19 protein-coding genes and 1 pseudogene are annotated in these 25,198 nt (G+C 64.9%); 8 read left to right on the plus strand and 12 right to left on the minus strand.

Features of this window, described 5'->3' with window-relative positions; translation table 11 throughout:
- Positions 1-78: 78 nt before the first annotated feature.
- A complete protein-coding gene (locus tag GGD62_RS19405; protein ID WP_183237319.1) occupies positions 79-1,353 on the minus strand; it encodes an acyl-CoA dehydrogenase family protein in 1,275 nt (424 codons plus the stop codon).
- Between the two features lie 213 nt (positions 1,354-1,566).
- Here GGD62_RS19405 and GGD62_RS19410 point away from each other — a divergent pair, with 213 nt between their 5' ends.
- A complete protein-coding gene (locus GGD62_RS19410) occupies positions 1,567-2,346 on the plus strand; it encodes an enoyl-CoA hydratase-related protein (RefSeq protein ID WP_179740068.1) in 780 nt (259 codons plus the stop codon).
- 205 nt (positions 2,347-2,551) lie between these two features.
- Here GGD62_RS19410 and GGD62_RS19415 read toward each other — a convergent pair whose 3' ends face one another.
- From GGD62_RS19415 to GGD62_RS19425, 3 genes are read right to left on the minus strand one after another with little or no spacing between them, the layout of a single operon-like run.
- Positions 2,552-2,929 carry a DUF6285 domain-containing protein gene (locus GGD62_RS19415; RefSeq protein WP_183709606.1) on the minus strand — a complete coding sequence of 126 codons (378 nt, stop codon included), beginning with the start codon at positions 2,927-2,929 and terminating at the stop codon, positions 2,552-2,554.
- 3 nt (positions 2,930-2,932) lie between these two features.
- Complete coding sequence (locus tag GGD62_RS19420) at positions 2,933-3,919, minus strand: phosphotransferase family protein (RefSeq protein ID WP_183709608.1); 987 nt, start codon at positions 3,917-3,919, stop codon at positions 2,933-2,935.
- Positions 3,916-4,704, minus strand: a complete 789-nt coding sequence (locus tag GGD62_RS19425) for an enoyl-CoA hydratase/isomerase (protein WP_183709609.1) — start codon at positions 4,702-4,704, stop codon at positions 3,916-3,918. The genes GGD62_RS19420 and GGD62_RS19425 overlap by 4 nt, the downstream gene beginning before the upstream one ends.
- 167 nt (positions 4,705-4,871) lie before the next feature.
- On the opposite strand from GGD62_RS19425, the gene GGD62_RS19430 reads away from it, so the two are divergent.
- The 3 genes from GGD62_RS19430 (at position 4,872) to GGD62_RS19440 (ending at position 7,710) form a co-directional block, all read left to right on the plus strand.
- Positions 4,872-5,651: an SDR family NAD(P)-dependent oxidoreductase gene (locus GGD62_RS19430; RefSeq protein ID WP_183709611.1), complete on the plus strand. Its 780-nt coding sequence runs from the start codon at positions 4,872-4,874 to the stop codon at positions 5,649-5,651.
- Positions 5,652-5,758: 107 nt separating this feature from the next.
- A complete protein-coding gene (locus GGD62_RS19435; protein WP_018315635.1) occupies positions 5,759-6,139 on the plus strand; it encodes a VOC family protein in 381 nt (126 codons plus the stop codon).
- A 293-nt stretch (positions 6,140-6,432) separates the two neighbouring features.
- Entirely contained in the window at positions 6,433-7,710 is a 1,278-nt protein-coding gene (locus GGD62_RS19440; RefSeq protein WP_183709613.1) for an acyl-CoA dehydrogenase family protein, read from the plus strand.
- Between the two features lie 409 nt (positions 7,711-8,119).
- Here GGD62_RS19440 and yghU read toward each other — a convergent pair whose 3' ends face one another.
- Complete coding sequence (yghU, locus tag GGD62_RS19445) at positions 8,120-8,995, minus strand: glutathione-dependent disulfide-bond oxidoreductase (protein ID WP_018315633.1); 876 nt, start codon at positions 8,993-8,995, stop codon at positions 8,120-8,122.
- 318 nt (positions 8,996-9,313) lie between these two features.
- On the opposite strand from yghU, the gene GGD62_RS19450 reads away from it, so the two are divergent.
- Positions 9,314-10,447 (plus strand): nitronate monooxygenase, encoded by a 1,134-nt coding sequence (locus GGD62_RS19450; RefSeq protein WP_183709615.1) that lies wholly within the window; start codon positions 9,314-9,316, stop codon positions 10,445-10,447.
- Between the two features lie 212 nt (positions 10,448-10,659).
- On the plus strand, positions 10,660-12,174 hold the full coding sequence (locus GGD62_RS19455; protein ID WP_183709617.1) for an acetyl-CoA acetyltransferase: 1,515 nt from the start codon (positions 10,660-10,662) through the stop codon (positions 12,172-12,174).
- A gap of 116 nt (positions 12,175-12,290) precedes the next feature.
- On the opposite strand, the gene GGD62_RS19460 is transcribed toward GGD62_RS19455, so the two are convergent.
- The 7 genes and pseudogenes from GGD62_RS19460 to ltnD all read right to left on the minus strand — a co-directional run bounded on the left by GGD62_RS19460 (position 12,291) and on the right by ltnD (position 23,605).
- Positions 12,291-13,493, minus strand: a complete 1,203-nt coding sequence (locus GGD62_RS19460; RefSeq protein ID WP_183709619.1) for an efflux RND transporter periplasmic adaptor subunit — start codon at positions 13,491-13,493, stop codon at positions 12,291-12,293.
- Positions 13,480-16,659: an efflux RND transporter permease subunit gene (locus tag GGD62_RS19465; RefSeq protein WP_183709621.1), complete on the minus strand. Its 3,180-nt coding sequence runs from the start codon at positions 16,657-16,659 to the stop codon at positions 13,480-13,482. Before GGD62_RS19465 ends, GGD62_RS19460 begins: the two co-directional genes overlap by 14 nt.
- 168 nt (positions 16,660-16,827) lie before the next feature.
- Positions 16,828-18,523, minus strand: a pseudogene (locus GGD62_RS19470) (methyl-accepting chemotaxis protein).
- 236 nt (positions 18,524-18,759) lie between these two features.
- A complete protein-coding gene (locus GGD62_RS19475) occupies positions 18,760-20,451 on the minus strand; it encodes a methyl-accepting chemotaxis protein (protein ID WP_183709623.1) in 1,692 nt (563 codons plus the stop codon).
- Between the two features lie 168 nt (positions 20,452-20,619).
- Entirely contained in the window at positions 20,620-21,894 is a 1,275-nt protein-coding gene (gene otnK / locus GGD62_RS19480; RefSeq protein WP_183709625.1) for a 3-oxo-tetronate kinase, read from the minus strand.
- Positions 21,891-22,673: a 2-oxo-tetronate isomerase gene (otnI, locus tag GGD62_RS19485; protein ID WP_018315625.1), complete on the minus strand. Its 783-nt coding sequence runs from the start codon at positions 22,671-22,673 to the stop codon at positions 21,891-21,893. The genes otnK and otnI overlap by 4 nt, the downstream gene beginning before the upstream one ends.
- 14 nt (positions 22,674-22,687) lie before the next feature.
- Positions 22,688-23,605 (minus strand): L-threonate dehydrogenase, encoded by a 918-nt coding sequence (ltnD, locus tag GGD62_RS19490; RefSeq protein ID WP_092259490.1) that lies wholly within the window; start codon positions 23,603-23,605, stop codon positions 22,688-22,690.
- Positions 23,606-23,709: 104 nt separating this feature from the next.
- Here ltnD and GGD62_RS19495 point away from each other — a divergent pair, with 104 nt between their 5' ends.
- Complete coding sequence (locus GGD62_RS19495; RefSeq protein ID WP_183709627.1) at positions 23,710-24,396, plus strand: aldolase; 687 nt, start codon at positions 23,710-23,712, stop codon at positions 24,394-24,396.
- Positions 24,397-24,781: 385 nt separating this feature from the next.
- Complete coding sequence (locus GGD62_RS19500; RefSeq protein WP_183709629.1) at positions 24,782-25,183, plus strand: hypothetical protein; 402 nt, start codon at positions 24,782-24,784, stop codon at positions 25,181-25,183.
- Positions 25,184-25,198: the final 15 nt, after the last annotated feature.

Below are 25,198 nucleotides of genomic sequence, written 5' to 3' on the forward strand. Positions count from 1 at the left end.
TGCCCACGATCTCGTTCCGTATTCAAGGTGTGGTGGGCACGCTTCCGCTTTGCCCACCCTACGATTGCAGTGCAAGCCTCAATGCTTCCCCGGCCCCATATAACCGAACAGGAATCCCGCCACCTTGCGCATCTGGATCTCTTCGCTGCCCTCCGTGATACGATACCTGCGGTGGTGGCGGTAGATGTGCTCGAACGGCTTGTGGCGTGAGTAGCCCATGCCGCCGTGGACCTGCATGGCGCGGTCGGCGGATTCGCAAGCGAGGCGGTTTGCCCAGTAGTTGCACATCGAGACGCGATCCGAGAGCGTGCGCTCGATCTGCTCCTCGGTGAGCTGGTCCATCTCCCAGGCGGTCTTGCGGATCAGAAGGCGCAGCATCTCGGCCTGCGTCGCAAGCTCGACCAGCGGGAACTGGATCGCCTGGTTCTCGGCGAGCGCCCGTCCGAACGGCTTGCGCTCGCGCGCGTATTTCACACTCTCGTTGATGCAATAGACCGCCGCGCCCAGCGAGCTCGCAGCTTGGCGGATACGGTTCTGATGCACGAAACACTGCGCCAGCGACAGGCCGCGGCCGACCTCGCCGAACAGCGCATCCTCAGGCACGAACACGTCGGTAAAGCTGACGCGGGGGTGGTCGGTCGGCATGTTGAAGGTCCACATATATTCCTCGACCTTGACGCCAGGGCTCTTGGCCGGCACCAGGAAGCAGGTGATGCCGCGGGCGTCGCCGTCATTGCCGCCAGTGCGCGCAAACAGCGCACAATGCGTCGCGACGTGCATGCCTGTGGTCCACATCTTCTCGCCGTTGATGATCCAGCCCTTGACGTTGTCGCGGGTGGCGGGCACCGCGCGCGTCTCCATGTGGGTGGCGTCGGAGCCGTGATGCGGCTCGGTCAGGCCGAACGTGATGCGGTACTTGCCCCTGATCGAGCCGTCGATCATCGCCTTCTGATCGTCGCGGCCATAGCGATCGAGCATGGTGACGACGGGGAAGTTGCCGACGATGGAATGCTCGTTCTGCAGATCGTTGTGCAGGCCGAGACCCTTTGCGGCAAAATGCTCGCGGATCACGGCCATCCAGAGATTGGAGCCATCCTTGCCGCCATATTGCCTCGGCACCGGAAAGCGCAGATGACCGGCCGCGTCGGCGAGATCTTTCGCCTTGCGCAGCAAAGCCTCCCATTCATGCCGCGGCAGGCCGCCATTCTCGAAATCGGTGCGCGCCCATTCGCGGCGATGATCGAAGAAGCGGATGTTGTCGTCGGCCTCTTCCAGCGGCTTGATCTCGTGTTCGATGAAACGATCGAGCTCTCCGAGATAGGCGACGAGATCGGCTGGCAATGAGAAATCCACAGGTTCTCTCCCGGATTGATTTTATCGTTTTGCGTTAAGGCGCTAGGCGCATTTCCGCTTCGTGCGATTAAGCTGAGAAGAGCGCGTGCAAGTCAAGCAAAGCGAGGCGTGTGACGCGCGCAAGGCGCACCAGCGCAATTCGATGGTGCCCCAGCGCCCACGCGCGGTAATATGCCGGCAATATTCCTTCGGAAGAAAATGCGGGAGCGCGCGATGGAGCTGAAATTCTCAAAGGTGGAACGCAAGGGGCCGATCACGATCGTCACGCTGTCGCGTCCCGAGGTCTACAACGCGCTGCACACCGATGCGCATTTCGAGCTGCAGAAGGTGTTCGACGATTTCTCCGCGGATGCCGAGCAGTGGGTCGCGATCGTCACCGGCGCCGGCGACAAGGCGTTCTGCGCCGGCAACGATCTGAAATGGCAGGCAGCGGGAGGAAAACGCGGCTGGGACAAGGGCGGCTTTGCCGGCCTCACCGCGCGCTTCGACTGCGACAAGCCGATCATCGCCGCGGTGAATGGCGTCGCGATGGGCGGCGGCTTCGAGATCGCGCTGGCGTGCGACCTCATCATCGCCTCGGAGAATGCGACCTTCGCCCTGCCCGAGCCGCGCGTCGGCCTTGCCGCGCTCGCCGGCGGCCTGCACCGGCTGCCGCGGCAGATCGGGCTGAAGCGCGCCATGGGCATGATCCTCACCGCACGCCATGTCAGCGCCAAGGAAGGTTTTGAGCTCGGCTTCGTCAACGAGGTGGTGCCGCAGGGCGAGGCGCTGTCGGGCGCGCTGCGCTGGGCGGACATGATCACCAAGAACTCGCCCATGTCGATCCGCGCCTCCAAGCAGGCGATCCAGAAGGGACTCGGCGTCTCGCTGGAGCAGGCGATCGAGGAGCAGCGGGAGTATCCGGCGGTGAAGGCGATGGTGGCCTCGCAGGATTACATCGAGGGCCCGAAGGCGTTTTCCGAGAAGCGGCCGCCGAAATGGGTGGGGAAGTAGGCGGTCTTTCCGCCGTCATTGCGAGCGCAGCAAAGCAATCCAGAAATGCATCCGCGGAAAGACTCTGGATTGCTTCGTCGCAAGAGCTCCTCGCAATGACGGGGAGAGTGGACGTAGCCCGGATGGAGCGAAGCGCAATCCGGGACCTCTGCATCGGTTCGCGCGATTTTCCCGGATTACGCTTCGCTCCATCCGGGCTACGAAGCTACGGACTCCGCCCCAGCTCCCGCTTGTACGACGCGTAGTTCGGCTGATCGACGGCGAGCTTGTCCATGGTGGTCGCCCACAGATGCTCGGCGAGGCCCGGCGTTGCGAGGCCAACCTCGCCGTTGGCGATGCGCTCGGCGAGCGTGTGGTTGAGTTCCGCCACCGATCCATCCGTGCCGAGCAGCGCGCGCAGGCGCTCGACCTCCGCAGCATCACTCCCCTCCTCCCGCGTCAATTGCCGCGTGACGAGATCGAGAATGTTGATGGCGACGCGCAGCTTGAAGGCCTGGTGGCCGGAGATCAGCGGGGTGATGTCGTTGCGCAAGAAATCGGCGACTGACTTGGTCAGCTCGATCGGGGTCGGTTCGTCCTGCATCGCTCAGCTCCCGCGCGGCGCCAGCAGCCGCAACAGATCGATCTCGGTCTCGCTCGCGCGGCGGCCGATCATGGCGCGTTCCATGGAATGGTCAGGCCCCTCGCGAAAGCGCTGCATCATGCCACCGCACATGATGCCCCAGCGCAGCGTGCCCATCACTTCCCAGAATTTGACGCGCACCGGATCGACCCGCCGGCCCGCAGCCTCATAGCCCGCGAACAGCTCCTCGCGCGAGCCAAAGCCGCCGACGGGCTTGTCGATCTCGCCGAAACGCCAGGAGTTGACGCAGACCCAGCCGAGATCCTCCATGGGATCGCCGAGATGGGCGAGCTCCCAGTCGAGCACCGCGCGCACGCCATCGCGGCCGATGATGAGATTGCCGTTGCGGAAATCGCCGTGCACCAGCGTCTCCTCGGCCGACGGCCCCGGATCGTTGTCGCGCAGCCAGCGCAGCGCCAGCTCGAACACCGGCTTGGGCCAGTTCAGGCTGCGATAATCGCGCTGGAACTCGGAAATCTCCTGGCTCGCCGACCTGCTGCGAAGCTCGGGCAGCTTGTCCTTTGGCAGCCTATGAAGGCCAGCAAGAATGCCGCCGATCTGCCGCGCGAGATGCGGCCGCGCGGCCGCATATTCGTCATCGCGAAGAATCTTGCGCGCGATGGTCTCGCCCTCGACCCTTTGCATGATGAAGCCGGTGCCAAGATCATCCTCCGGCACGAGCACATGCATCACGCGCGGCGACGGCACGCCGGCCTCATAAGCGAGCTGCATCAGCTGCGCTTCAGCCGCAAGACCCGCCGCGCGCGTCGGCGCTGCGCCATAACCCTTCGGCGAGCGGCGCAGGATCGCGCCGATCCCGCCATCGGGATGCGTGATGTCGAAGCGCCAGGTTTCCTGACTGGCGCCGCCCGACAATCTGGCCGCGCCGGTGATGCCGGTCGCGCCCTTGCACCAGCGCCGGACGCTGCGTGAAAGCTCGGCTTCGATCATTTGCCTTTGAACTGCGCGGGACGCTTCTCCAGGAACGCGCCGACGCCCTCGCGGAAATCCTGGGTGTCGCCGGCCCGAAGCTGGCACTGGAATTCGAGATTGAGCTGATCCTCGAAGGAGTTTTCGGGGCTGTCCCAATAGAGCTTGCGGATCAGCGACAGCGCTACCGTCGGGCCGCTGGCAAGATCGCGCGCGAGCTTCGTGGCCTCCTCCATCAGCACGCCGTCGTCATAGACGCGGTTGACGAGGCCCCATTCCAGCGCCTTCTCCGCCGGCAGCCGCTCGCCCATCAGAGACAATTCGATCGAGCGCGCCCGGCCGACGAGGCGCGGCAACAGCCAGGTCGAGCCGCAATCCGGTACGAGGCCGATGCGGCGGAAGGCCTGAAGGAAGTAGGAGGACCGCGCGCATAAAATCATGTCGCCGAGCAGCGCGAAGCTCATGCCGGCGCCTGCCGCCGGGCCGTTGACCGCGGTCACGATCGGGCAGTGCAGATTGCGGATGCGGCGCAGGAACGGATGAAAGCCGGTCTCCAGCGTCAGGCCGGCCTTGGTCTTCTTCGACTGGTTGTTGCGGCCTTGCAGATTGGCGCCGGTGCAGAACGCGCGGCCCGCGCCGGTCAGCACCACGCAGCGCACCTCGTCCTTCTTCTCCTCAATTGCATCGAGCGCCTCGGCGAGACCACCCAGCATGTCCACGGAGACCGCGTTCATCACCTCCTGATGGTCGAGCCTGAGGATCGCAACCGAGCCATCGAAATCGAGCGTGACGTGTTTGAACTGCATGGTTTCCTCGTCAGTTGCAGCCTGCGTCAGTTTCGCAGACCGGAATTACTTTTGCCGGGGCGCATATTTGATTTTTGGCGCGGTCTTGTCCATGGTGATCAGAGCATAGCAAGCAATCTTGCGCGCAGCGGCTGATGCGCCGCATACCCAAAAACAGGAAACGCGCCATGAACCTTTTCGACCTCTCCGGCCGCGTCGCCGTGATCACCGGCGGCAATGGCGGCATCGGCCTCGGCATCGCGCAGGCGCTCGCCAGCCAGGGCTGCAACGTCTCGATCTGGGGCCGCAATGCCGACAAGAACAAGGCTGCTGCCGCGAGCATGGCGGGGCTATCAGGCAAGGTCGATGCCCGCGTCTGCGACGTCACCGATCCGGATTCGGTCAATGCCGCGATGAAGGCGACGCTCGACATTTTCGGCCGGGTCGACGGCTGCTTCGCCAATGCCGGCATCGGCGGCGGTGGCCGGCGTTCCTTCATCGAGCGCACCGAGGAAGAATGGCGCACGATGTTTGCGACCAATCTCGACGGCGTGTTCCACGCGTTCCAGGCCGCGGCGAGACACATGACCGACCGCGCCAATGCCGGCGATCCCTTCGGCCGGCTGGTCGCGACCTCGAGCCTCGCCTCGATCTTCGGCACCGCGCGCAACGAGCATTATGCCGCAACCAAGGCCGCGATCAACGCGCTGGTGCGCGCGCTCGGCGTCGAGCTCGCCCGCCACGGCGTCACCGCCAACGCGATCCTGCCGGGCTGGATCAAGAGCGACATGACGTCCGGTCTCATGGCCAACGAAAAATTCGTCGCCAACGTCATGCCCCGCATTCCGGTGCGCCGCTTCGGCGAGGCATCCGATTTCGGCGGCATTGCGGTGTATCTGATGAGCAAGGCGTCGTCGTATCATACGGCCGACACGTTCGTGATCGACGGCGGCTATACCGCGTTTTGATTTTCGTAGCCCGGATGGAGCGCAGCGCAATCCGGGACAGCCAAAAGCAAGCAAGACCCGGATTTCGCTGCGCTCCATCCGGGCTACAACATTGAGGGAATGGGCAAATGTTCTCACACATCATGATCGGCACCAACGACCTCGACAAGGCCAAGTCGTTCTACGACGACCTGCTGAGCACGCTCGAAGTGCGGCCGGCCAGGGTCGACGGCCACCGCATCTTCTACATCACCAAGACCGGCGTGTTCTCGGTGTCGAAGCCGATCAACGGCGAGCCGGCGACTTGCGCGAATGGCGGCACGATCGGCTTTGCCTGCAATTCGCCTGAGCAGGTCGATGCGTGGCACGCGGCTGGCGTCGCAGCCGGCGCAAAATCGATTGAGGATCCGCCGGGCATCCGCCAGGGCCCGGGCGGCAAACTGTATCTCGCCTATTTGCGCGACCTCGACGGCAACAAGATCTGCGCGATGCATCGGATGCCGAGCTGACGTAACCGGCGCTGTCATTCCCCGCGAAAGCGGGGAATCCGGTACGCCGCGGCTTCTCGATTCAATCACTGCCGCCTCTGGGATACTGGATCGCCCGATCAAGTCGGGCGATGACGGCGGAGAGTGAGGCTCGCGCCTGCCGCCTCACTCCACCCCATTCAAACAACATTTTAAACGCCCTCGCGATATTCCATCGCGTGGCATGGCTGCGCGTGAAAAATGCGCGCTCGCACTTTGGCCGCGCTGCGACTATTCTTGCGCCCAGAACGATCTCAGCGTCCCCGGGAGGAACAATGACAAAACACACCTATATTCCCCGCACCACCAACTACACCCTCAATCCCGGCGACGAGCTCAACGACCTCCGGATGTCGGACCAGGTCCGGCCGCTCTACGATCACGTCAAGAAGTTCATCCGCGACACCGTCGAGCCGATGTCGATCGAGTTCGCCAAGGCCGGCGAAGGCAAGGCGGACCGCTGGAGCTTCACGCCGAAGCAGCTCGAGGTGCTGGAGAAGGCCAAGAACAAGGCCAAGCAGGAGGGCCTCTGGAACTTCTTCCTGCCCGACGACGAGACCGGCCAGGGCCTGAAGAATCTCGACTACGCCTATATCGCCTCCGAGCTCGGCAAGAGCCCGCTGGCGTCCGAGAGCATGAACTGCTCGGCGCCGGACACCGGCAACATGGAGGTGCTGGAGCGCGTCGGCACCAAGGAGCAGAAGGAGAAGTGGCTGAAGCCGCTGCTCAACGGCGAGATCCGCTCGGCCTATGTCATGACCGAGCCGAACGTCGCCTCCTCCGATGCCAAGAACATCTCGACGACGGCAAAGCTCGTCGGCGACGAATGGGTGATCAACGGCGAGAAGTACTACATCTCCGGCGTCGGCGATCCCCGCTGCAAGATCCTGATCGTGATGGTGAAGACCAATCCGGACGCGGCGCCGAGCAAGCAGCAGTCGCAGATCCTGGTGCCGCGCGACACGCCCGGCGTCGAGGTGCTCGGGCCCATGTATGTGTTCGGCCAGGACCACGCCCCGCGCGGCCACATGCACATGCGCTTCAACAATGTGCGGGTGCCGAAGGAGAACATGCTGCTCGGCGAAGGCCGCGGCTTCGAGATCTCGCAGCTCCGCCTCGGACCGGGCCGCATCCATCACTGCATGCGCACCATCGGCAAGGCCGAGAAGGCGCTCGATCTCATGGTGCAGCGTGGCCTCACCCGCGAAGCCTTCGGCAAGAAGATCGCCCATCTCGGCGGCAACATGCAGATCATCGCCCAGGCGCGCTGCGAGATCGAGGCGATGCGGCTGATGGTGCTGAAGGCTGCCAAGGCGATGGACGTGCTCGGCAACAAGGAGGCCCGCGTCTGGGTCTCCATGGTCAAGGCCATGGTGCCCGAGCGCGCCTGCAAGATCATCGACCAGGCGATCCAGATGCACGGCGCTACCGGCATCTCGCACTGGACCCCGCTCGCCGAGATGTATCAGGACGTGCGCCATCTGCGCTTTGCGGATGGCCCGGACGAGGTGCACTGGATGGTGGTCGGTCGGCATGAGCTGAGCATGGCTTAAAGGTCTCTCCTCTTCCCGCTCGGGAAGAGCCGTAGGGTGGGCAAAGGCGCGCACTTCGCGCGCCGTGCCCACCATTGTGGCCTACGCGTGAGGTGGTGGGCACGCTTTCGCTTTGCCCACCCTGCGAAGATCGTAGGGCGGATTAGCGAAGCGTAATCCGCCGTCTTTCTTGCGAGATGGCGGATTACGCCTTCGGCTAATCCGCCCTACGCGCCTGGATCAGCCTTCGTAGGGTGGCCAAAGGAGCGTCAGCGACGTGCCCACCATCCCTCCATGTTGCGCTGGAAACCGTGGGCGCGCTTCGCTTTGCCCACCCTACGAAGATCGTAGGGCGGATTAGCGAAGCGTAATCCGCCGTCTTTCTTGCGAGATGGCGGATTACGCCTTCGGCTAATCCGCCCTACGAGACCTACGTCGCCGCTTCGACCTTGTCCTGCGTCTTCGTCTCGAAATCGCTCGCATCGTGCCGCTCGTGCAGCTGGCTGGCGGGATCGCCGGAGACGCGGTTGACCATGCGCCCGCGTTTCACGGCGGGGCGCTGCGCGATCTGGTCGGTCCAGCGCTGCACGTTCTTGTAGTCCTGCACCGAGAGGAATTCGCCGGCGCCATAGACCAGCCCCTTGGCGAGCGCGCCGTACCAGGGCCACACCGCCATGTCGGCGATGGTATACTCCTTGCCGGCGAGATATTCGTTGTCGGCAAGGCGCCGGTCGAGCACGTCGAGCTGGCGCTTGGTCTCCATCGCGAAACGGTCGATGGCGTATTCGATCTTAAACGGCGCATAGGCGTAGAAATGGCCAAAGCCGCCGCCGAGATAGGGCGCGCTGCCCATCTGCCAGAACAGCCAGGACATCGCCTCGGTGCGGCTCTTGATGTCCTTCGGCAGGAAGGCGCCGAACTTCTCGGCGAGATAAAGCAGGATCGAGCCGGACTCGAACACCCGGATCGGCTCCGGTCCGGAGCGGTCCATCAGCGCGGGGATCTTGGAGTTCGGGTTGATGTCGACGAAGCCGCTGCCGAACTGGTCGCCGTTGCCTATTCTGATCAGCCAGGCGTCGTATTCGGCCCCCTTATGCCCGAGCGCCAGAAGCTCCTCCAGCATCACCGTGACCTTCACCCCGTTCGGCGTCGCCAGCGAATAGAGCTGGAAGGGATGCTTGCCAACCGGCAGCTCCTTGTCGTGGGTGGGACCGGCGATCGGGCGGTTGATGCTGGCGAACTGCCCGCCATTTTCCTTGTTCCAGGTCCAGACTTTGGGCGGCACGTAGGCGGGGGTATCGGTCATGCGAGGAGCTCCGGCGGAAAGATGCGCCTGCATTAATTAGCCCGCGAATGGCCGATGACAAGCCCTCCGAGTTGCATTGCCGGGCGGGGCATCTCACCGTTTCGTCATGGCAGGCTCCTCCCGTCATCCGGCCGCCCGCAGGGCGAGCTCGGAATGGCGGCGTCAACTGGGACGCAGCGGCCTTCGGGTAGAGCGCGACGCCTACACACAAGATGCCTCGCCGAATCCGGCCTGTCATCGCCAGTGACGATCGGCTAGCGTCACCTTGCTTCGCGCGCGAAAGCAACGAGAACGCGAAGACCGCCGGGAGAGAGAGCCATGAAATCGCCGATCTGCGACATGCTGGGCATCGAGTTCCCGCTGCTGGCCTTCAGCCATTGCCGCGACGTCGTCGCCGCCGTCAGCCGCGCCGGCGGCTTCGGTGTGCTTGGTGCCACCGTGCACACGCCCGATACGCTCGAACGCGAGCTGAAATGGATCGACGATCACGTCGACGGCAAGCCCTACGGCATCGACGTGCTGATCCCCGAAAACATCTCGACCTCGGGCGAAAAGGACGTCACCTGGAAGAGCCTGGAGGCGCGGGTGCCGCAGGAGCACCGCACCTACACGCGCGAGCTCCTGAAGAAATACGACATCGAGCTGACGACCACGGAGGTCGCAGCCGATCAGCCGCAGCCGTTCGACGGAAAGACGGCGCTGCAATTGCTCGAGGTGTCCTTCAATCATCCGATCCGCCTGATTGCCAATGCGCTGGGCGTGCCGCCGAAGGCGATGATCGAGATGGGCAAGAAACACGGCGTGCCGGTCGCAGCGCTGGTCGGCGCCAAGGAGCACGCGCTGCGACAGGTCGCGGCCGGCGTCGACATCCTCGTCGTGCAGGGCACCGAGGCTGGCGGGCATTGCGGCGAGGTCTCGACCATGGTGCTGGTGCCCGAGGTGATCAAGGCGATCAAGCCCATCCGCGACGTGCCGGTGCTGGCGGCCGGCGGCATCATGACGGGACGGCAGATGGCGGCGTGCATGGCGATGGGCGCGGCCGGCGCCTGGACCGGCTCGGTGTGGCTTGCGACGGTGGAAGCCGAGACCACGGAGATCTTTCGCGAGAAGATGATCGCGGCCTCTTCCCGTGATGCAGTCCGCTCGAAAGGCCGCACCGGCAAGCCGGCGCGGCAGCTCCGCTCGGTCTGGACCGATGCCTGGGACCGCGCGCCGGACAGCCCCGGCGCACTGCCGATGCCGCTGCAGAGCATCGTCAGCCGCGATGCCTTCAATTCGATCGACCGCGCGGCGGCGAGCGGCAACGCCAAGGCGCGCGATCTCGTCAGCTATTTCGTCGGCCAGGGTGTCGGGCTGGTCGACAGCGTGAAGTCGGCGGGCGCGGTGGTGCAGGAGTTCAAGGAGGATTTCGCCGAAGCCGTCGAGCACATGAATGCGCTGGTGGCGGAGTGATTGCCGGTGGCCGGCATCGCCGCCCGTGGCCCATCCTTCGAGGCTCGCCAAGCGCCGCAAGCGTCGCTCGGCTCGCACCTCCAGCGACAATGGCTTCGCCATTGCGCGGGGATGACGCCTCCTCCGTAGCCGTCACCCTGAGGTGGCCACTTCTTCAGCGGCCCTCGAAGGGCGACGGCGTGCCAAGAATCTGAAACGTGAAGCAAGAAGAAATGACCAATTCCCCTACCTCCGAAGACCGCATCCCCGTCATCGTCGGCATCGGCGAGATTGTCGATCGCCCGAAAGACATCACTGACGGCCTCGAGCCGCTCGACCTGCTGGAGCAGGCACTGCGGCGCGCGGAAACAGATGCCGGCGCAAAGTTGCTCGGCGAGGTGCAGTCGCTCGACGTCGTCAACTTCCTGAGCTGGCGCTACCGCGATCCGGAGCAGCTGTTGGCGCAGCGCCTCGGCATCACGCCTGCGCATTGCTATTACGGCCCGGTCGGCGGCGAGAGCCCGATCCGCTATATCCACGAAGCCGCCAAGCGCATCGCACGCGGCGAATGCAGCGTGGCGGCGGTGTGCGGCGCCGAAGCGCAATCGATCGCGACCAAGGCCGAGCGTGCCGGCGTCAAGCTGCCGTGGACACCATTTGCCCATGACGTCGAGGAACCCAAGCGCGGCGCGGCATTCCAGAAGCCGCTGGCGGTGAAGCTCGGCGTGTTTCGTCCCGTCACGGTCTATCCGTTCTACGAGGCCGCCTCCTCCGCGCGTTGGGGCCAGACGCCGCGCGAGGCGATGGCGGAATCAGGCACGCTGTGGTCGCGCTATTCGGAAGCCGCCGCGCAAAATCCCAATGCCTGGCTGAAGCGGCGTTATGCGCCCGAGGAGATCACGACGCCGACCGCGGACAACCGGCTGATCGCGTGGCCCTACAACAAGCTGATGGTCGCCAACCCCAGCGTCAACATGGGCGGTGCGCTGCTGCTCACCAGCCTCGCCAAGGCGCGTGCGCTCGGCATCGCGGAAGACAGGCTGGTCTATCCGCTCGGCGGCGCCTCGGCGGAGGAGCCACGCGACTATCTGTTGCGCGACCAGTTCTACGAGAGCCATCCGCAGAACGCGGTGCTGAAAGCGGTGATGGACCTTGCCGGCGGCAACGGCAAAAACTTCGATGCCATCGAGCTCTATAGCTGCTTCCCCTGCGTGCCCAAGATGGCGCGGCGAACGCTCGGCCTTGGCGCCGACGTGCAACCGACCGTGACCGGCGGCCTCACCTTCTTCGGCGCCCCGCTCAACACCTACATGACGCATGCGGCCTGCGCGATGGTGCGGCGTGTGCGCGAGGGCGCAAAACTTGGCCTGCTCTACGGCCAGGGCGGCTTCGTTACCAAGCATCACGCGCTGGTGGTGGCGAAGGCGGGGCCGCGCGAGGCGCTGGCGCAGGAGACGAGTGTGCAAGGCGAGGCTGACCGCAACAAACGCGCGGTGCCGGAGTTCGTGACGGAGGCCTCGGGCAAGGGCAAGGTCGAGAGCTTCACGGTGCTCTACGGCCGCGGCGGCGAGGTCGAGCATGGCGTGGTGATGCTGCGGACGGAAGATGACAGGCGCACGCTGGCGCGGATTCCGGCGGGCGATAGCGCGACATTGGGACACTTGCTCGACATGGATCGCACGCCGATTGGCTCGCTCGGCGAGATCGCAATGGCGGCGGATGGCGTGCCGGAGTGGAAGGTTTCGTAGGGTGGGCAAAGCGGAGCGTGCCCACCGTCTTCATGTGATCAGGAAAGATTGGTGGGCACGGCGTAAGAGCGCCTTTGCCCACCCTACGAGAGCTGCGTCCGGGACACGAGGTCGCCCTACCCCTTCGGCGCCTGCTTCTCCGACGCGGTCGTCGGCTTGCCCTTCGCACCCGCACCGACGACGCGGACCTGATCGCCGTCCGACAACCCGTCCGGCGGCGCGGTGATGACGCGGTCGTCCGCGGTGATTCCCGAGGCCAGCTCGATCTCGCGGCCGAGATCGCGGGCGATGGTCACGGGCTTGAACAGCACCTTGTCGTCCGCACCGACGGTGGCAACGCGCAGGCCACTGCTGTTGAAGATCAGCGCGCTGGCGGGGATGCTGAGCGGCGCGGTATCGCGCTGGAGGTTGAGCTTGACGCTGGCATAGCCGCCGGGCATCAGCTCGCCTGAGGAATTGTCGAGGCCGAGCTGCATGCGCGTGGTGCCGGAGGCGACGTCGACGGCCTGCGAGGACGCCTCCACCGTCGCCTGGAAAGTCCGGTTCGGATACTCGGGCAGCGTGATCGTCGCCTTGGCGCCGATCTTGATCGCCGGCACGTAATTCTGGGGCACGTTGACATAGACGCGCAGCTTGGTGATGTCGGAGATCACGAACATCGCCGGGCCCGAGCCGCCGCCGGCATTGATCAACGCGCCGACATCGGTGTCGCGCGCGGTGACGACGCCGTCGAACGGCGCGGTGATCTTCTTGTAGCCGGCCAGCGCTTCCAGCCGCTCGACATTGGCCTTGCCCGAATTGACGGCGGCATTCTTGTTGGAGAGATCGGCGGTGCGCTCGTCGATCTCCTGCGCCGAGACAAAGTTGGAGGCGACCAGCGTCTTGCGCCGATTCAGCGTGGCTTCCGACAGCCTGGCGCTGGCCTGCTGGCTGGCGAGGTCGGCTCTAGCCTGAAGCAGTTGCTGATCGAGGTCCGGCGCCTCGATCTCGGCGATCACCTGCCCGGCCTTGACGCGCGCGCCGATATCGGCGCTCCAGCTCTTCAGATAGCCCGACACGCGCGCGAAGATCGGCGCGCGATAATAGGCTTCCAGCCGGCCCGGCAGATCGATGGTGGCGTTGAGCGCCTTGGCGCTGGGCTGCGCCACCGCGACGCTGGGAACGGCCTGATCGTCGGTCCATTCCTTTAGCCTGGAGCCCTGCTCCTCGCGCGCGCGGATGCCGGTGCCGACGACGAGGCCGGCCGCGATCAGCGCCACCACGCCGAAGATGCCCAGTTTCCGGTGCGAAACCGGGGAGCGGGGTTCAGTGGGCGACATGCGGGGTCTCCAATGGGGCGGCGGCTTTGGCGCCTTGCTTTTTGTGGACCATACTGAACACCACGGGAACAAACATCAGCGTGGCGAAGGTTGCAAAGATCAGGCCGCCGATCACGGCGCGGCCGAGCGGCGCATTCTGCTCGCCGCCCTCGCCCAGACCCAGCGCCATCGGCGCCATGCCGATGATCATGGCAAGCGCGGTCATCAGCACGGGGCGGAACCGGACGAAGCCGGCTTCGAGCGCGGCGGCGACGGGATCGCCAAGCTCCTCGTAGCGCTCGCGTGCGAAGGAGATCACCAGCACGCTGTTGGCGGTGGCAACGCCCATGCACATGATGGCGCCGGTGAGCGCGGGGACCGACAGCGTGGTCCCGGTCGCGAACAGCATCCAGACGATGCCGGCGAGCGCGGCCGGCAGCGCCGTGATGATCACGAACGGATCGGACCAGGACTGGAAGTTCACCACGATCAGGAAATAGATCAGCACGACGGCGCCGAGCAGGCCGAACAACAAGCCGGTGAAGGCGCTGTTCATGGTCTGCACCTGTCCGAGCAGCACCACGGAGGAACCCTTCGGCACCTCCTTGGCGGTCTCGGCAATCACCTTGCGGATATCGGCGGAGACCGCGCCGAGATCGCGGCCCGAGGTCGTCGCAAAGATCTGCACCATCGACTGGATGTCGTATTGCGAGACAACCGCGCTCGAGCTCGAACGCTTGATGTCGGCGATGCCGCCGAGGATTGGTGACTGCGCATTGCCGGCCGCGGTGATCGGCAGCGTCTGCAGCGCGCTCAGCGAATCGATCTGGTACTGCGGCGTCTGCATCACGATCGAGTAGGACACGCCGTTCTCGGGGTTGAGATAGTAGGTCGGCGCCACCTGCGAGGAGCCCGCGAGATTGACCACGAGGCTGTTGGTGACGTCGCGCTCGGTCAGGCCGACATATTGCGCGCGGGTGCGGTCGACATCGATGTTGAAGGTCGGAGCGTTCGGCGATTGCTGGATGCGCGCATCTGCAACGCCCCGGATCCTGCGGACTTTTGCCAGCAGATTGTTGGCGTAAGCGAAATTGGCACTGAGATTGGCGCCGCGGATCTGGAGATCGATCGGCGCCGGCGCGCCGAAGTTCAGGATCTGGCTGACGATGTCTGCGGGGAGGAACGCGAAGCTGACGCCGGGGAATAGCCGCGGCAATTGCTCACGCAGCACGCGTACGTGTTCCTCGGTCGGCTTGTGGCCTTCCCTCAGCTTGATCTGGATGTCGCCGTCCTGCGGGCCGATCACGCCGGTGTTGTTGTAGGTCATGTTGATGCCGGAGATCGGCATGCCGATGTTGTCGGTCATGGTCTCGATCTCGCCGGGGATCAGCTTGCGGACCGCCTTCTGCACGTCGGCGAGCTGGTTGGCGGTCTCCTCGACGCGGGTGCCGACCTGGGTGCGGACATGCATCAGGATGTTGCCGGCGTCGACCGCGGGAAAGAAATTGCGGCCGAGGAACGGCACCAGCGCGAAGGAGGCGCCGACCACACAGAGGAAGCCGATCACGAACACCGCGCGGTGCGCCAGCGCCAGCCCGAGGAAGCCATGGTAGCCGCCGCGGATGCGCTCGAACCGTGCCTCGAAGCCACGCTGGAACCAGACGAGCGGATTGCGCGATTTCGGCGGCCCGCCTTCATGATGGACATGCGCCTGCAACAAATAGTTCGCCATGGTCGGCACCAGCGTGCGCGACAGGATGAACGACCAGATCATCGCGAACATCACGGCTTCCGCCATCGGCACGAACAGGAAGCGCGCGACGCCCGAGAGGAAGAACATCGGCACGAACACGATGCAGATGCAGAGCAGCGACACGAAGGCCGGCGTCACGATCTGGTTGGCGCCGTCGAGGATCGACTGCTCGACCGGCTTGCCCTGCTCCAGATGGTAATTGATGTTCTCGATCGTGACGGTGGCGTCGTCGACGAGGATGCCGACTGCGAGCGCAAGGCCGCCGAGTGTCATGATGTTGAGCGTCTCGCCGATCGCCGACAGCATGATGATGGCGCCCAGCACCGACAGCGGAATCGACACCGCGATGATGATGGTCGAGCGCCAGCTGCCGAGGAACAACAGGATCATGACGCTGGTGAGCAGCGCCGCGATCACGCCCTCGACCGCGACGCCTTGAATCGCGCCGCGCACGAACACCGACTGGTCGCCGATGAAGCCGATCTTGAGCGCGTCCGGGAGCTGGTCCTTGACCTCGATCACCTTCTGCTTGATGCCGGCGATGATATCGAGCGTCGAGGTCGCGCCCGCCTTCAGCACCATCATCAGCACCGAGCGGTTGCCGTCGACATGGACGATGTTGGTCTGGGGCGGATTGCCGTCGCGCACGGTGGCGACGTCGCGCACATAGACCATGGCGCCGTTCACCGTCTTGATCGGAAGGTTGCCGAGCTCGTCGATCCTGAGCGGCGAGTTGTTGAGCTGGATGTTGTACTCGAACTGGCCGATCTTCTGGGTGCCGACCGGCGTGATCAGGTTCTGCGCGGCGAGCGCATTGGCGACGTCCTGGCCGGACAGGCCGCGGGCCTGCAGCGCGGTGGGATCGAGGTCGATCTGGATCTGGCGCTGCTTGCCGCCGAACGGGTACGGGATCGCCGCGCCGGGCACGGTGACCAGCGGCGTGCGGAGCTGATTGATGCCGATGTCGGCGAGGTTCTGCTCGGTGAGCCCGTCGCCCGACAGCGCCACCTGGATGATCGGGACGGTGGAGGCCGAGTAGTTCAGGATCAAGGGCGGCGTCGCGCCCGGCGGCATCTGCTTGATCAGCGTCTGCGAGATCGCGGTGACCTGCGCGTTGGCGGTACGGATGTCGACGTTCGGCTGGAAGAAGATCTTGATGATACCAAAGCCGTTATAGGAATTGGCGGTGATGTGCTCGATGTCGTTGACCGTGGTCGTCAGCGCACGCTGGAACGGCGTCGTGATGCGGCCGGACATCTGGTCGGGCGGCAGGCCGGTGTACTGCCAGACCACGCCGATCACGGGAATGCGGATGTCCGGAAAGATGTCGGTCGGGGTCCGCAGCGCCGCGAGCGGTCCGATGATCAGCAGCAGGAGTGCCAGCACGACGAACGTATAGGGCCGGCTCAGGGCAATACGGACCAGAGCAATCATGCGCCAGGCAAATCCGGGTCAAGCGAGGATACGGAATCTGCCCCCACGGCGATCCCCATTCCCCTTTACCCGAGCACCGCCGGAAACGCTAATAACCAGAACTATCCTGCATTCACTTCCCTGCTACCGCACTGCGAAATCGACATCGCAGCTATGCGGCGGCCTGTCTCAGGCGGCGCGGACGGAGTTCAGGAACTTGCCGACCTCAAGCTTGAGACGGTTGGAATCGCGGGACAGCATCTGCGCCGCCGACAGCACTTGCGAGGATGCCGAGCCGGTTTCGGAGGCGCCGCGCTGGACGTCGCCGACATTGGACGAGACCTGCTGGGTGCCCTGGGCGGCCTGCTGAACGTTGCGGGCAATCTCCTGTGTGGCCGCGCCCTGTTGCTCCACGGCCGCGGCGATCGCTGCAGCAATCTCCGACAGGCGCGCGATGGTGCCGCTGATCTCGCCGATGGCACTAACCGAATCCTGCGTCGCCGCCTGAATGCCGCCGACCTGCTGGCCGATCTCGCCGGTGGCCTTGGCCGTCTGCTCGGCGAGCGCCTTGACCTCGGAGGCCACAACGGCGAAGCCGCGACCCGCCTCGCCGGCCCGCGCCGCCTCGATCGTGGCATTGAGCGCCAGCAGATTGGTCTGGCCGGCGATCGCATTGATGAGCTCGACGACGTCCCCGATCCGCGATGCGGCCCGCGACAATTCGCTGACACGTTCGGTGGTGGCATGCGCCTGACTGACCGCCTCGCTCGCGATCCGGGAGGAGTCCTGCACCTGGCGGCCGATCTCGCGCACCGAGGACGACATCTCCTCGGCGGCCGAGGCGACCGAATGAACGTTGCTGGAGGCGGCTTCCGAGCCGGATGCGACCACTGTCGCCAACTCCTGCGCGCGGCCCGCGGTCGAGGACAGCGTCGAGGCGGACGCCTCGAGCTCGGTTGCGGCCGACGACACGGTCTCGACGATCTCGCCGATCGCGGCCTCGAAGCCGTCGGCGAGCTTGGTCATGTCGGCCTTGCGCTGGGTCTCGGCACGGCGCTGCACCGCCTGCACCTCGTCGCGGCTGAAGCGGATGATAGTCTGCACGGTCTGGAGGTTGCGCAGCGCCTCGCCGATCTCGTCGTCGCGCTCGATCACGATGCGGTTGTCGAGCTTGTCCTGCACGAGGTTGACCAGAGTGCCGTTGAGCTGCTGCATCGGCCCCTGGATCGCGCGCATGGTTGCAAGTCCCGCGAAACCGACGACGAGGGCGCCAACGACGGCCAGCGCGGACAGCATCAGGCTGGCCGAACCGCCGGAGGCGAGCGCGCCGCCGATGCCGAGCGCGAGCATGAACAACGTCTGGAGCGCCATCGTCGTGACGAGGCGCGCCCTCAGCGTGCCGGTGAAGACGCTGAAGCGGTCGAGCCACGAGCGGCGACGGATGATGCCGGCGTCGACGCGATAACCGTGCGGCTTCTTCTCGCGAATCGCGCCGTAGACCTCCTCGGCGAGCTTGCGCTGATCGGCCGGCAGTTTTGTGCGGATCGAGGTGTAACCCTTGACCTGGCCATTCTCCCGGATCGGCGAGGCAGTCGCCAGCACCCAATAGAAGTCGCCGTTCTTGCGGCGGTTCTTCACCGCGCCGAGCCACGGCTTGCCGGCCTTCAGCGTGTCCCAGAGATTGTCGAACGCCTCCGGCGGCATGTCGGGGTGGCGAACGATATTGTGCGGCTGGCCCATTAGCTCGGCCGATGTGAAGCCGGCGGCCGCGATGAAGTCCTCGTTGAAGTAAGCTGAGCTTGCCTTTGAGATCGGTGCGCGAAACGATCAGCGTCTCGTCGCTGACCGGATATTCGACATCGGTGACGGGAAAATTCTTGCGCATCGGAGCCCCAAATGAATTGATTATTTGTTCATTCCAATTCGGACGGCCGCTGTTCGAGTCGTCTTTGCGTTATTCTCATAAAGCGAATTTAACCAACCATGAAAGGGGAACCCCGTGCGCCTACGGGTGCTTCCCCATGATGCTACCTCTAGGCGAGATCATGCTACCGGCAGAAAAAGAAAACGAGCGGCGCTTTTGGCGCCGCTCGTTCCCGGAGGGTAGCTGTGCGCGAGAACTTACGCCGCGCGGACGTTGGTCAGGAACTTGCTGACCTCATTCTTCAGCCGCCCCGAATCGTTCGACAGCATTTGCGCCGCCGACAGCACCTGCGAGGAGGCCGTGCCGGTCTCGGTCGCGCCGCGCTGCACGTCGGTGATGTTGGAGGAGACCTGCTGGGTGCCCTGCGCGGCCTGCTGCACATTGCGGGCGATCTCCTGCGTCGCTGCGCCCTGCTCTTCCACCGCCGCTGCAATCGCCGACGAGATCTCCGAGAGGCGCTCGATGGTCGAGGAGATTTCCTTGATAGCGCCGACGGAGTCGTTGGTCGCCGCCTGGATGCCGGAGATCTGCTGACCGATCTCGCCGGTCGCCTTGGCGGTCTGCTCGGCGAGCGCCTTCACCTCGGAGGCCACCACGGCGAAACCGCGGCCGGCCTCGCCGGCACGTGCGGCTTCGATGGTGGCGTTCAGCGCCAGCAGGTTGGTCTGGCCGGCGATGGTGTTGATCAGCTCGACCACATCGCCGATGCGGGACGCCGCCTTGGACAACTCGCTGACGCGCTCGGTGGTGGCGCGCGCCTGACCGACGGCGTCGCCCGCCATCCGCGCCGATTCCTGCACCTGACGGCTGATCTCGCCGACCGACGAAGCCATCTCCTCGGTCGCCGAGGCCACCGACTGCACGTTGGTCGAGGCTTCCTCCGAAGCGCCGGCGACGGTGGTCGCCAGCCGCTGCGAACGGTCGGCGGTCGAAGTCAGCGTCGAGGCGGAGGCCTCTAACTGGGTCGAGGCCGACGACACGGTCTGGACGATCTCGCCGATCATGGTTTCGAATTCGCGGGTGATGTTGTCGACGCGGCGGCCACGCTCGATCTTGGCTTCGGCATCCGCGGCCGCTGCCTCGTCGGCGGCCTTCTTGGCAATCAGCGCCTCCTTGAAGATCTGGAGCACGTCAGCCATGGCGCCGATCTCGGTCTTATCGCCCCGGTGCGGGACCTCGGCGGACAGGTCGCCCCTGCCCAGCGCCTGCATCGGCTCGATGATCGAGTTGATGCCCTTCGAGACGTCCTGGACGAGATAGAAGCCGACGCCGATGCCGATGATGACGGCGGCGCCGAGAATGATCGAGACCAGCATGAAAGCATAAGAATAACTGTCCGCAGCATCCTGTGCCGCCTGATCGCCGCCCTTGGTGTTGAGCTCGATGTCCTTCATCAGGACCTCATCCGACGCAAGACCGATCTTGTTGACGGTCTTGGTATTCAGCTCCTGCGCTTCGTGCGGGACCTTGCCGGCCTCCTTGCGCGAGAGCGCCATCACCTCCTCGGTGCCCTTCTTGTAGTCGTCCCAGAGTTTTGACCACTGGTTGTAGAGCGCCCGCTCCTCCGGCGAGGTGATCATTGCCTCATACCGGCCGCGGATCTTGGCCAGCGCTTCGATCACCGTCACACCCGTCTTCTCGTTGGCGAGCTTCTCGTCCAGCGTTTCAGACAGCATGTGCTGGCGGACCACGTTGCGATAGGTAATGACGCTCGCCCGAAGTTCGCCGAGCACCCGCACACTGGGCATCCAGTTCGTGGTGATGTCGGTGGTGTTGGCGTTCATCGACCGCATTTTCATGACGGCCAGGAGACCCATGCCGGCCATTGCGACAAGCAGGAACGCCACGACACTGATGATCTTGGCGCGGATGGAAATGGTGGCGAGCATAATCGGGTCTCTTTGTGCTGGCGCGGTGCGCGTCCGGAAGTTTTACGAATCAACCAAAGGGAGCGGCACCAACATCCAACACCAGAGCACCTGCGCAGATGTTAACTACGACTCCGTACGAGTACGGAGCCTCAAAGAGATGAACACGTCGCTAAAAATGCTCTGCGCTCAGCGCATGAGCCTAAGCGCATCGGAGAAAAATTCAGCGCCGCCGAAGTTTCCGGACTTCAGAGCGAGCAGCATGTCGGCTTGCGCGCCCACCGCATGCAGCACCGGGACACCTGCCGCGATTTCTACTCCCACGAGAAATCCGGGCATCTTCAACCGATCGACCACGGCACCGGAGGTCTCGCCGCCGGCAACGATCAGTCGCCGCACCCCTGATTTTACAAGGCTCTCCGCGATGTCGGCCATGGTCTGCTCGATCGCATGGCCGGCTGCGTCGCGGCCGTGCCGCGCCTGCAGCGCGGCGACCTGATCGGGCGTCGCGCTCGAGACGATCAGCACCGGGCCCTCCGCCAGCCGCGGCCTCGCCCAGTCCAACGCGCGCTGCGCTTCGCCGGCCCCCGTAATGATACGGTCAGGATCGAGATGAAGCACCGGCATGACCCGTTCGGCGTTGGCGATCTGCTGAAGCGTCGCCTGAGAGCAGCTCCCGGCGAGGCAGGCCGCCGGTCCACCGACGGCAGCGCCGGTCTCGCCGTTCGCCCTGGCCGATTTGACTTTACCCGTCGACACCAGCGCACGCGCGAGCCCGAGGCCGATGCCGGAGGCGCCGACCGACAGCCGATGTTCGGCGGCGACGAGGCCGATGGTTTCGAGATCGCGATCGAAGACCGCGTCGATGATGGCCGCGCCGATGCCCTTGCCCGCCAGCTCGGCCAGCCGTGCCCGCACGGCATCTGCGCCGCGCGTGACGTTGGCGAGGTCGACGAGACCGATCTGCGTCCTACTCTGGCGCGCCAGCACGCGCACCAGGTTGGAATCGTGCATCGGGTTGAGCGGATGGTCCTTCAGCGGGCTCTCGCTGAGCGGCACGGCGCCGACGAAAAGGTTGCCCTGATAGACGGTGCGGCCGGTCTCCGGGAACGCCGGCGTCACCAGCACGGCACCTTCGCCGCTATCGGCGCGCAGCGCGTCCATCACCGGACCGATATTGCCGGCGTCGGTGGAATCGAAGGTCGAGCAGATCTTGAACAGCACGTGGCCGGCGCCGCGGCCGCGCAGCCACTGATCCGCCGCGCGCGAACGCGACACGGCAAGGCCGGCCTCGATCGAGCGGCTCTTCAGCGACACCACGACGGCGTCGACCTCAGGCAGTGCGAGATCGTCCGCGGGCACGCCGATGGTCTGCACGGTGCGCAGGCCCGCGCGCGTCAGCGTGTTGGCGAGGTCGGAAGCGCCGGTGTAGTCGTCGGCGATGCAGCCCAACGCAAGTGTCACGGCTTCACTCCTGCATAAGGCTTGAACCAGGCAAGGCCATCGGTGGTCTTGCCGCGCGGATTGTACTCGCAGCCGACGAAGCCGGCATAGCCGAGCCGGTCGAGCTCTTCGAACAGGAACGGATAGTTCAGCTCCTCGCCGTCGGGCTCGTTGCGCGAGGGGATGCTGGCGATCTGGATGTGGCCGATGATCGGCATCATCTCGCGCAGCCGCATCGTGACGTCGCCATGGATGATCTGGCAGTGATAGATGTCGAACTGGAGCTTGAGGTTCGGAAGCCTCAGCTCCTGGATCAGATCGCGCGCGAAGCCGAAATCGTTGAGAAAGTAGCCGGGCACGTTGCGCGCATTGATCGGCTCGAGCACGATATCGATGCCGTGCGGGGCGAAGAACTCCGCAGCCCATGCCACCGATTTGTAGAACGCCTCGATCGCGACGCGCTCGCCGCGGTTGGCGATGCCGGCCATCAGGTGCAGGCGCTTGACGCCGGTCGCCTTGGCGTAAGGCAGCGCCGTCTCCAGGCCCGTCTTGAGATCGGAGAAGCGCGAGGGGAGCGCCGCAAAACCCTTCTCGCCGGCGTTCCAGTCGCCCGGCGGCAGATTGAACAGCGCCTGAGTCAGGCCGTTGCGCTTGAGGCGCTCGCCGACCGCCTCGGCGGGATGCTCATAGGGAAAGAGAAACTCGACCGCAGTGAAGCCGGCTGAAGCGGCGGCATCGAAGCGATCGAGGAACGGCACCTCGGTGAACATCATCGAGAGATTGGCGGCGAAACGGGGCATTGGAGTCCTCTTCGTTACTTGTCGCCGGGCAGCTTGACGCCGGTGACCTGCGCATACATCCGCGCCACCGAGGCGTCGTCGTCGCGGCCCATGCCGGCGGCTGATGTCATCAGGAACATCTGGAGGGCGGCCGCGGAGACCGGCACGGGGAATCGAGCGCTGCGCGCCATGTCCTGGATGATGCCGAGGTCCTTGACGAAGATCTCGACCGCGCTGCGCGGTGTGTAGTCGCCGTCGAGCACGTGCGGCATGCGGTTCTCGAACATCCAGGAATTGCCGGCGGAGGCCGTGATCACCTCATAGACCTTGCGGATGTCGAGACCCTGCTTGGCGGCGAATGCCATCGCCTCCGAGGCGGCGGCGATGTGCACGCCGGCGAGCAGCTGGTTGATCATCTTGAAGGCGGCACCTTGGCCTGCGGCATCGCCGAGCTCGTAGAGCTTCGCGGCCATGGCATCGAGCGCGGGCCGTGCCTTCGCGAACGCTGTGGGGCTGCCGGAGGCGAGGATCGTTAGCTCGCCTTGCGCGGCGCGCTGCGCTCCGCCGGAAATCGGAGCATCCAGATAATGCCGGCCGGTTGCCTCCAGCTGCTTGGCAAGACGTCGCGCCACGTCCGGGTCCATCGTGGCGGAGGATACGAAGACGCTGCCTTCGGGCATGGTCTCGGCGGCCCCATCCTTGCCGAACAGGACGGCTTCCGTCTGCGCGGCATTGACGACGACGCTGACGACGATGTCCGCGCCCTTGGCCGCCTCGGCCGGCGTTTTGGCACCCGCACCGCCATCCTTCACGAAACGCGCCACCGCCTCGGCCGAAACGTCGTAGCCGGTGACGGCGTGACCGGCGCGCTTCAGCGAGGTCGCCATGCCAAACCCCATCGAGCCGAGCCCGATGACCGCGATGCGCTGATTTTGTGACGTGGAGGCGGACATGCAACTAACCCTTGCGAACGTTTCCCGGACGGCCGGCTTTTGCGGCGGCTCGGCGAACCGATATCACGGCTTGGCCGCGCTGCCAAAGCGTGAGACAAGCGGACATGACGGCCATGAGAACCGACACGAGCAACGAGACGAGGCTGCGCGAGGATATCTGCCGGTTCGGCCGGTCCCTGTTCGAGCGTGGTCTGACGCCGGGCTCCTCCGGCAATATCAGCGTCAGGCTCGATGGCGGCGGCTGGCTGGTGACGCCGACCAACGCCTCGCTCGGCTTTCTCGATCCCGCAAAACTGTCACGGCTGGACGACCAGGGACGGTTGGTATCGGGCGATGCGCCGACCAAGGAGGTTCCGCTCCATACCGCGCTCTACGACACGCGCGGCAGTGCGCGCGCGATCGTGCATCTGCACTCCACCCATTCGGTCGCGCTCTCGATGCTGCCCGAGATCGACCCGCGCGCCGCGCTGCCGCCGATGACGGCCTATTATCTGATGAAATGCGGCGCCACCGCGCTCGTGCCGTACTACCGCCCCGGCGATCCCGCGGTCGCCGACGCGATCAAGGGACTGGCGGGGAAATATTCATCGGTGCTGCTCGCCAATCACGGCCCGGTGGTTGCCGGCGACACGCTGGAAGCGGCGGTGTTCGCCACGGAGGAGCTGGAGGAGACGGCGAAGCTGTACCTGCTGCTGCGCGGGATGAACCCGCGCTATCTGTCGCCGGAACAGGTGGCCGATCTGGTGAAGGTGTTCGGGGTGACGCTGCCGGAGCATGGGCACGGGCATTAGCCCGGCTCTCACCTCGCCATTGCGGAGAATATGGCGACGGCCGCCCGCCACACCCACCGACGTCATCCTGAGGTGCGAGCCTTGCGATGCATTCGCATCGCAAGGTGAAGCCTCGAAGGATGGGCTACAGGCGCTCGCGGCCCATCCTTCGAGGCGCGCAAGAGCGCGCACCTCAGGATGACGGCAGAGATCGTGGAACGAGACGATCGTAGCCCGCATGAGCAAAGCGATATGCAGGACCAGGGCCTTGGATATCGCTCTGCTCATCCGGGCTACGACACCGTCTGACACTGCCGGAATTGATTTGCATTGCCGGGATCGCGAGCACATGATCCCCCTGTAATTGACTGAAGGAGTTGTTTCATCGATCGCTGGGAGAATTGTCATGGATTTCAAAGTATCCTGCGCCTTCCTCTCTGCCGCCTGCTTTATTGTCTTGTCACTTTCCGCAAACGCCCAGACGTCCGGGCGCGGCGGCGTCCCCGATCTCAAGGTCGAGGCCAACTGCAAGGCAACTCAGGAGATCGACAAGTCGCTGACCGAGCCGCAGTCCTATGAGGCCTGCATGAGCGACGAGCAGACCGCACAGCAACAGCTCGGGTCCATCTGGACGACAACGCCGGAGACAATTCGCATCCAATGCTACACCGAGGCCTCCGCCGGTGGCATCGAAAGCTACGTCGACCTGCTCTCTTGCATTCAGATGAATGGCTTCGGGCAACCCTCGGCACCAGCGCCGACGCTGCGTGGCGCAAGCAAGAACCGGAACAAGAAACAATCAGAATAGGGATCGTAGCGAGCG

It is taken from the genome of Bradyrhizobium sp. ERR14, from assembly GCF_014198235.1.
In the GTDB taxonomy this organism is placed as follows: Bacteria; Pseudomonadota; Alphaproteobacteria; order Rhizobiales; family Xanthobacteraceae; genus Bradyrhizobium.

Excerpts from the sequence above, each read along its gene's own strand:
- GGD62_RS19410 (WP_179740068.1), top strand. The coding sequence starts at position 1,567 with ATGGAGCTGAAATTCTCAAAGGTGGAACGCAAGGGGCCGATCACGATC.
- GGD62_RS19415 (WP_183709606.1), bottom strand. The coding sequence starts at position 2,929 with ATGCAGGACGAACCGACCCCGATCGAGCTGACCAAGTCAGTCGCCGAT.
- GGD62_RS19420 (WP_183709608.1), bottom strand. The coding sequence starts at position 3,919 with ATGATCGAAGCCGAGCTTTCACGCAGCGTCCGGCGCTGGTGCAAGGGC.
- GGD62_RS19425 (WP_183709609.1), bottom strand. The coding sequence starts at position 4,704 with ATGCAGTTCAAACACGTCACGCTCGATTTCGATGGCTCGGTTGCGATC.
- GGD62_RS19430 (WP_183709611.1), top strand. The coding sequence starts at position 4,872 with ATGAACCTTTTCGACCTCTCCGGCCGCGTCGCCGTGATCACCGGCGGC.
- GGD62_RS19435 (WP_018315635.1), top strand. The coding sequence starts at position 5,759 with ATGTTCTCACACATCATGATCGGCACCAACGACCTCGACAAGGCCAAG.
- GGD62_RS19440 (WP_183709613.1), top strand. The coding sequence starts at position 6,433 with ATGACAAAACACACCTATATTCCCCGCACCACCAACTACACCCTCAAT.
- yghU (WP_018315633.1), bottom strand. The coding sequence starts at position 8,995 with ATGACCGATACCCCCGCCTACGTGCCGCCCAAAGTCTGGACCTGGAAC.
- GGD62_RS19450 (WP_183709615.1), top strand. The coding sequence starts at position 9,314 with ATGAAATCGCCGATCTGCGACATGCTGGGCATCGAGTTCCCGCTGCTG.
- GGD62_RS19455 (WP_183709617.1), top strand. The coding sequence starts at position 10,660 with ATGACCAATTCCCCTACCTCCGAAGACCGCATCCCCGTCATCGTCGGC.
- GGD62_RS19460 (WP_183709619.1), bottom strand. The coding sequence starts at position 13,493 with ATGTCGCCCACTGAACCCCGCTCCCCGGTTTCGCACCGGAAACTGGGC.
- GGD62_RS19465 (WP_183709621.1), bottom strand. The coding sequence starts at position 16,659 with ATGATTGCTCTGGTCCGTATTGCCCTGAGCCGGCCCTATACGTTCGTC.
- GGD62_RS19475 (WP_183709623.1), bottom strand. The coding sequence starts at position 20,451 with ATGCTCGCCACCATTTCCATCCGCGCCAAGATCATCAGTGTCGTGGCG.
- otnI (WP_018315625.1), bottom strand. The coding sequence starts at position 22,673 with ATGCCCCGTTTCGCCGCCAATCTCTCGATGATGTTCACCGAGGTGCCG.
- ltnD (WP_092259490.1), bottom strand. The coding sequence starts at position 23,605 with ATGTCCGCCTCCACGTCACAAAATCAGCGCATCGCGGTCATCGGGCTC.
- GGD62_RS19495 (WP_183709627.1), top strand. The coding sequence starts at position 23,710 with ATGACGGCCATGAGAACCGACACGAGCAACGAGACGAGGCTGCGCGAG.
- GGD62_RS19500 (WP_183709629.1), top strand. The coding sequence starts at position 24,782 with ATGGATTTCAAAGTATCCTGCGCCTTCCTCTCTGCCGCCTGCTTTATT.